The sequence below is a fragment of the Planktotalea sp. genome, assembly GCF_039984035.1.
Lineage (GTDB): Bacteria > Pseudomonadota > Alphaproteobacteria > Rhodobacterales > Rhodobacteraceae > Planktotalea.
Genome location: NZ_JBDWVM010000449.1, coordinates 1 through 6,958 on the forward strand (window position 1 = coordinate 1; position 6,958 = coordinate 6,958).

The 6,958-nt window shown below is 55.5% G+C and carries 5 protein-coding genes; all 5 read right to left on the bottom strand.

All coding sequences use genetic code 11. The annotated features are described in order from the left end of the window. Nucleotides 1–299 precede the first annotated feature (299 nt). A complete protein-coding gene (locus ABJQ89_RS19905; RefSeq protein WP_348407018.1) occupies nucleotides 300–1,796 on the bottom strand; it encodes a tetratricopeptide repeat protein in 1,497 nt (498 codons plus the stop codon). 75 nt (nucleotides 1,797–1,871) lie between these two features. Next, the gene (locus ABJQ89_RS19910; protein WP_348497898.1) at nucleotides 1,872–2,960 is read right to left on the bottom strand and encodes a VPLPA-CTERM sorting domain-containing protein; all 1,089 of its coding nucleotides are present in this window, start codon (nucleotides 2,958–2,960) and stop codon (nucleotides 1,872–1,874) included. 333 nt (nucleotides 2,961–3,293) lie between these two features. Continuing rightward, nucleotides 3,294–6,218: a right-handed parallel beta-helix repeat-containing protein gene (locus tag ABJQ89_RS19915; RefSeq protein ID WP_348497899.1), complete on the bottom strand. Its 2,925-nt coding sequence runs from the start codon at nucleotides 6,216–6,218 to the stop codon at nucleotides 3,294–3,296. Nucleotides 6,219–6,231: 13 nt separating this feature from the next. Beyond that, entirely contained in the window at nucleotides 6,232–6,495 is a 264-nt protein-coding gene (locus ABJQ89_RS19920) for a hypothetical protein (protein WP_348407021.1), read from the bottom strand. Between the two features lie 146 nt (nucleotides 6,496–6,641). After that, nucleotides 6,642–6,958, bottom strand: a 317-nt coding sequence (locus ABJQ89_RS19925; protein ID WP_348497900.1) for a LamG-like jellyroll fold domain-containing protein, incomplete at its 5' end; no start/stop codon positions are given.

Below are 6,958 nucleotides of genomic sequence, written 5' to 3' on the forward strand. Positions count from 1 at the left end.
CTTGTAAGCTCAGTTGCGTATAGATCGCTCCCATGTGATATTCCTCCTATTAGATAACTCGTTGTTTTCTAATAGGAGCCGCACTTCAAAGTAGCGCGCACCCGCGTCTGCAAAAGTGAACTATAATATGTGTTATGATAATTAATGGCATCTATGCTCTGAGATATCCTGGTTGGTCTGTCGTAGGGCCCATGGTCTGAAAGGCCTCTGTACTGGGCGCGTGCAGGACAAACCGTAGGTATGGTCTGGTTGAGATAGGAATAGACGGCATTAAGGTTTAGATTAGGTACACCATCTGTTTATTGCTGGGCCTGCACTTTTTTGAGGATATCGGCGGCGGGTTGCGCATTCCCGGATAGCGTCACAGCGCGCTGTGCCAGACGGGAAGCAGCAGCGGCGTCGCCCTCTGCCAAGCGTAGTGTCGCAATATTCACAAGGCTGGGCCAATGGTCCGGGTCCAGCGTCAAGGCGCTGCGGAACGTGCCTTCTGCCTTGTCGTTTTCACCGCGAGCACGTTGTATTTCGCCCAGCAAAAACCGAGCTTCGAGCCATTTCGGCGCGACCTTTACCGCCAAAGCGGCGTCCTGGGCTGCGGATGCGAGCTGGTTCAACCGGACCTTGACGATACTGCGCCCTCGGAGAAGTTCGGCATCTTGGGGAAACCGCGCGATTGCCTCATCATAGATGGATTTTGCCGCCTCATATTGCCCGGTTGCCCCTTGGATCGCGGCATGTTCGCGCCAAGACGCAGGTTCATCTGGCAACTGCGTTACCAACCGTGTGGTTGCTGCATGGGCGGCGGAAAAATCGCGGGCCATAAGGTGCGCGCGTGCTGTAACGGACAAGGCTTGGTGCAAGATATCGGCGTTGGCATCCGCTGTGGCAGCACGTTCTGCAGCGGCGATCCCATCCACAGACCGCCCCATTGCAAGCAACGCGCGGGCGTATTGCAGGTTGGAAAAGGCGTCTGCAGGCTCTGCTGCGGCGGGTTTAGACAACACCACCACCGCGTTGGGCCAATCGCCGGTTTCCACCAATAACGCGCCTTTCGCTTTGAGAAGTGCGATGTTGTCAGGCGCGGCATCGATCCCTTTTTGGTAGGTCTCTAACGCTTGCTTGGGGTCCCCCAATTGGGCGTGGGCATTGCCAAGCGCCAATCTCATGCGCGCGGTGCCGTCGTCTTGGGGGCTCAAAAGAGCGATTGTATCTTTGGGACGACCGATCCTGTTATAAACGAACGCCAGTTCGGCCTTTGCGCCAAGCTTTGCGGTGTCTTGTGCCGCAACGGCTGCCTCAAGGTGCGTCAGGGCGCGGGGCAGATCATTGGTATCGGCATACGCGATGCCAAGACGTTCGTGGGCGGGGGCATAGCCGGGCGCAATTTTAAGCGCAGCGGCCCAATGGCCAAGTGCCTCAGGGGTATGGCCCGAAGCATCGGCAAGATCGCCGCGCTTGATCCATGCGCTGAGACGTTTGGGTTCTAGGGTAACCGCCTTTGCATAGGCGGCGTCCGCGCCAGTGACATCGCCGCGCATGCTCAATGTGACACCAAGCACTTCCCAAGCGATCGCATCATCGGGCGCGTCATCAAGCCGTGCACGCACCAGGGTTTCAGCCCCGGCGATATCGCCTGTGTCCAGCGCGCGTGAAATGGGCAGCAGGTACGCCGTTGCTTGTGGCGCGTCTGGCAACAAGGGGCCAGCTTCCAAAGTGGACGCCTGTGCAGATTGCGTGAAAATAGTGAAGATCAGCGGAAAGAAAACCGCGTGCCCGAACCGGGAGGAGACAGATGACATAAACAAGTCTCACTTTGAAAAACGAGGGGAAATGCGCCGCGATCCTGCGCCGCATTCCGGTATATTAGGTCTGTATCAGGCCGCGCGACGACGCAACAACGCGAGCCCACCAAAGGCTGTCAGGAGCAGTGGAAACCCAGCTGGCAGTGGCACCGGAGAGGGGCCCGTACCGTCGGTGAAGCTGTCGAATTCACGGGCAACGATGCCGCCATCAACCAAAGCGTTGGTAAAGAACTCTGCATCCCCTTCTGCGGTCCGCGTGAAGGTCACATCAAATGTGAAGGCTCTGTCTTCGGAGCGGTCATAATCACCAATCGCCTCTGCACCAACGCAGGCGCCGATATCAGCTGACGTACAGGCGGGGCTCACATCAATGCCCAATGGCAGGCCAAGGCCCAGATCATCAACCGTTACGGTTTCGTATTCAGAGAACCCGGCAGTGATACCCGCGGTCACGTCGGCGATGATATCTGCAGCACTTGTTGAACTGCTGAACACGGTGCCGCCCAATGGATCACCGTAGGATGCGGTGATTGTATCCAGATCGCCGTAGGCCAAGGTCACCAAAGAGATGTCTTCAGCGGCAAGTGCGGCCTGCGCACCCGCAAGGTCACCCTTGGCCGAGGCGTCAGTAAAGACAAACATGAACCGGTTTGACCCAGCCCGCCAGTCAAGATTGTCCCCAGACAAGGCGATCCCGGTATAGCCGGATTCGGGGAAATCCCCGCCCCCGTCTGGGACGCCCAGCGAGACATCATTCACGTTGTCGGTGAATGTCGTGTTGTTCGTGCTCAGGCCGCTTCCAAAGATGACATTGGCATTGGGGCGCACATCGTCGAGAAACGCACCTTCTGAAAACACACCAACGCTGGCGGCAACATCGCCAAATGTTGTTTCAAGCGATGCGAACAGATCGCTTGATGCGTCTTTGGCGGCGTTGATTTCGCCGCCCATGCTGCCGGATGTGTCGATCAGGAAATGCACGTCGATGACGGCATCAGATGGGCCGCTTGCTTCGACAACAACGGTTTTTGTGATTGTTGCGCTTTCGCCAACGGCCAGATCGGCGCTGTATGTTTCAGGGTCAATTGTATCTGCGAAAGCAGGAAATGCGGCGACGCCAACGGCCGCGGCAAAAAAAACAGGGATTCTATGTACAAACATCGCTCTCATTAAACTCCGAAATTTTGTAAAAATTAAAATTTTGCAATGATGTGATGTTAACAAATTATTCACATTAACCAAGAAAAAATATCAAATGTGCTATATTTGTACGTTTTTCGAATGTTTTCTGTTTGATTTTCTACCTTCGATTGATTTTTCGAGGCGAAGGGTAAACCAGCCAAAACGTATTTTCGCGCTGGCAGCTTCCGATTTGCAGCCCGCGCGCATGATCAAGGCCGTCTCAAAACGCGATAGGGCCACGGCAAAAACGACGCCAGATCCAGAGATCTGACGTCGCGTTTAATTTCATGGTGCGTGGGGGTATTGCCCTGGTTACAAACCATCCCGTAGCCAACTGGGGGCGGTCTTCGGATTGGACGCATTCCAGCTGCTGGCGGGATCTATCCAGAACCGTGCCGCACTGGGGGGTTGGCCATTGATCACCGCTTCACGTGGGTCCTCAAAGGCCAGATCGGGGTTGGCCCAATTGGGGAAGATCGTGCTGAAGTCAGGTGCTTCGGCGGTCGACATGTCGATGGTGTTCTCACGGTCGACCAGGTGGAACCAGCTGTCGTAGCCGCTGCCAGTATACCCGTTAATCAGACAATCCTTGAGCAATATCTGACACGCAAAGCGGAGGTATATCAGCGCCGTCCTGCTGACATCTGGATGCGGCAAGATCGAGAATTGTTCGAATATACTGTCGTGATAATATTCGAGATTGGCTCCATGCGCGTTCGTCGAGTTAAAGACCGTGTTGCCGCGGTAGATATGGCGGTAGTTGGTGCCATTGCGCGGCGTCTTATCGCTGTTGCCCCAGCCATCTTGATCAAAGAGGTGCCCCTGAATCAGATCAACGCCGGAACAAGAGGCAAAGTTGTCAAGCCAGCAAAAGTGGTTTGGCTGTGGGGCATTGTTGCCAAAGGTCTGCAACAGATCGCGGTGGGTATAAGAGGTGTAATTGCCCACGGGTTCTTGGAATCGGTTACCCTTGATAACGCCACCCATGCTTTTGTTGGTGGTCAGACCGTCGACCCCTATCCAACGCACGGTACAATCTTGCACCGTGAAATGTTTGGAGTTGTCCAGATTGATCCCGGCATAGACATTTTCGATCGCACAGCGGTGAACCACTGGGAAATTCCCACCTGTCGTGATCCCCACTCCCATGGTGACAAAACTCTCGGTGTTTTCCCAGTCAGCCCCTGCATCAGCAGAGGCACCAGGTGCCACAACATCGAGCCGGTTACCGCGTATTGTCAGATCAAAGAAATTGATGTGCAAACAACTGCTCTGCGTGCCCAATATCATCTGGGCGCGGTAGTCCTTACTGGCGCTTTCGGTGATACTGCGCGTGACGGTGAAGCCTTCAAAGACCAAACCAATACAACTGTCGATCTCGACGCGCCCGTTGACAACGGCGGTGACGGGCCCGGTGACGATCGTAGGGTTTGACTGTGTCGCGTTCACAGCACCAAAGCTGTTGCCCCATGTGTAGGTGCCGTCTTCTTCCAGAGCCAGCACCCCACCGGAGGAGGCGTATTTGCGGATCTCGTCGAAAATCACCCCACCGGACGGAATGGTGCGAACTGGCGTGCGGTCACGAAGGGCAACGGCTTCGATCTGTACGTTGGCCTCCAACGTATTGCCGAGCGCATCCGTCACTTGCACGGTCAGCGGTGTGCGCGGTGTGGGCCGGTCTGGCGTGCCATGGCACACCCCGTTGTCTTCGACGGTGACCCAATCTGGTTTGCTCAGCACGGTATAGCTGTGCGGCTGCGCGCCGCCATACACTCCGCGTGAAAAAGCAAAAGACGGCATGGGGCGGCCAACCTCGATCTGCCAATCCTCACCGGGGGTGCGTTCTGTCAGGGGTGTCAGGGTTGTGCTGTCGGACACATTGATCGAAATAACCTGCGGATCGACAGCCCTCAGAGGACCATTCATCGCATAGATCAGGCGTGTGACAGTGCCGTCCTCGGCATCGCCTTGTCCGGCGGTATCAACGGTGGGCGTAATCGTGAGCACCGCACCATCCCAGGTGTGCGGCTCGGGGCCGTCATAAATATATTCTGTGATGTTCCCGGTGAAAAACTCGGTAAAGTCGATCGGACGAGAAGACAGCCCTGTATAGAGTTTTTCGCTCCAAAAGAACGGGGTCTTCGCCGCCTTTTGTGGAAAACCGCCGCTATCGGTAATGTCCCAAAGCCCTAGCATATGCAGGCTATAGCGTTTGGAAGACCCGCTTGCGATGGTCCCGCGGATCTTGGCATCAAACCGGACAATGGCCGCATCTGAACTGGCGGGGATTTCGACAAGATGTGTCCCCGTGCCTAAATCACCGCTGTTCCAGAGCGTTGTGCCGCTGTCATCTTGCATCCGCAAAGACGTATCTTCGGTGTTGCTGCCCGTGCCCGATAGTGTGCTGCGGTAAAGCAATTGATAGGTTCGGTTAGGGTCTACCGAAATGAAGATCACGTTGGTGGAATTCGTGTCTCCGGGGGTGCCCCACGTCATTGCGCCTGGGGTCGGGTCGCCAGAAAAGGTGGCCGTTGGGTCAAACCTTAACGAGCTGATGCCGGATGTTGAGGGGATAAAATCGCTTGTCCGGTCGGTATCAAAAGAGGTGAAGTAAACCTCGATAGGGGCACCATCTACCGGAGGCTCGTCAGCTTCGATGGTGAGTTTAAACGCGGCGCTGGCCGACCCAGCCGCGTTTGTGGCCACCACAACAATGCTGGCGGCATCAATGGGTGTTGCCGTATCGAGTGACAAAAGACCCGAGACCGGATCAATGTTGGCGGCAAGCCCTGTGACGCTAAAGGTCAGATCATCGCCCAAAAAGACACCCGAGACGTCGATCGTTTCTATGCCGGTGTCTTCATCGAAAATCTCATCGTTCAGATCTGCGATTTTTGTGGGCGGGGCTAGGGCGGCCTGAATGATGAGATCAAACGTGCCTTTGGCTGTTCCCGCGCTGTTCAGGGCGGTAACGGATATCATGGTCGCGGACGTTGACGCGGCTGTATCCAGTGACAGCTGGCCGGACACGGGGTGAATACTGGCCCCAAAGCCCGTGACATCGAATGTCAAATCAGCACCTGAGAAAAAGGCCGAAACGTCGGTCGTCGCGAAGCCTGTCCCTTCATCCAGAAGCAGATCAGGCAAGTCGCTGATGAGGGCGGGCGCAGTTATTTGACTTGGCTTGCTCTTCTTCTGACCAAGTCTAGAAAGAGACAGTGACGTGCTGATTTGCATGTTATTTTCCCTATCAGCGCAGGCCGACGATATCGGTTGCTGTCGTACCTGTGGCAAGAACGCGCGCGACCCGCAATGGATAGAGATTGCCACCCTGCAGGCCGCGTAAAGTGATGTTGTTGCCCGAAATCAGTTGGACGGCAAGGTCCCCTGTGCCACCAACATAAAGAGCCCGGGTTGCAAAATCGAGATCGTCTTGGTCGCTGGGGGTAACCGCAACACCATCGCTGGCCGGTGCTGTCAGGCCGGGTGTCATAGACTCAAAGTTATAATTCATGGTGGTCTCTCTTTTTCCTGGAGCCAAAATCACCGCAAGTAAAGAGAGAGAACCCCAAGGATCCCTTAGGAGGGCGCGCGCACTGTTAAGGGGCCTGTGTCAGCGCGCGCGCAAGGTCGTTTTATTGGCAGGATGTCCCTACCAATTTAGAACAATATTTCGTCCACGGTCAGCAGGTTAAGAGCTGTGAGCTGGTCGAGGACCGCGGCTTCGTCAACGCTTTCTGGGGCATCCTTGAGCGAGATGTTCTCGATATAGGCATCCACGGTGGGGTCGCTCCATGTGTTGCCCAAAATCGCATCACGAGAGCTGCCTAGGATAATCCCACTGGCCTCGGTCCGCGCTGTTTCCTGACCATCGATGAACAGTGCCAGATAGTTTTCATCATCGTCATAGGTGATGGTGATTTGATGCCAGTTGCCATCGTCGAACACGGCCTCGTCACTGATGACGGCGAATTTAC

Bases quoted from the DNA above. Each gene is read 5' to 3' on its own strand.
- ABJQ89_RS19920 (WP_348407021.1), bottom strand. From the start codon at position 6,495: ATGAATTATAACTTTGAGTCTATGACACCCGGCCTGACAGCACCGGCC.
- ABJQ89_RS19910 (WP_348497898.1), bottom strand. From the start codon at position 2,960: ATGTTTGTACATAGAATCCCTGTTTTTTTTGCCGCGGCCGTTGGCGTC.
- ABJQ89_RS19915 (WP_348497899.1), bottom strand. From the start codon at position 6,218: ATGCAAATCAGCACGTCACTGTCTCTTTCTAGACTTGGTCAGAAGAAG.
- ABJQ89_RS19905 (WP_348407018.1), bottom strand. From the start codon at position 1,796: ATGTCATCTGTCTCCTCCCGGTTCGGGCACGCGGTTTTCTTTCCGCTG.